General features: G+C 63.2%; 1 protein-coding gene. It reads left to right on the forward strand.

Annotation, left to right across the window (positions count from 1 at the left end):
• On the forward strand, nucleotides 1-277 hold a 277-nt coding region (locus IB241_RS27390; RefSeq protein WP_192301285.1), incomplete at both ends, for a hypothetical protein.

Consider the following 277-nt stretch of genomic DNA (forward strand, 5'->3'; position numbering starts at 1 on the left):
TGGCGCACATCATCGCCACTGGCGAGCGCTACGAAACCGGTCCGGCCGATTGCGAACTGCACTTCATGTCCTTCGCCTTCGACGGCTCCCATGAAGGCTGGATGCATCCGTTGATCAACGGCGCCAGTGTGCTGATCCGCGATGACAGCCTGTGGCTGCCGGAATACACCTACGCGCAGATGCATCGCCACAACGTGACCATGGCGGTGTTCCCGCCGGTGTACCTGCAACAGCTGGCCGAACATGCCGAGCGCGACGGCAATCCACCGGCGGTGCG

It is taken from the genome of Pseudomonas sp. PDM05 (genome assembly GCF_014851685.1).
Lineage (GTDB): Bacteria > Pseudomonadota > Gammaproteobacteria > Pseudomonadales > Pseudomonadaceae > Aquipseudomonas.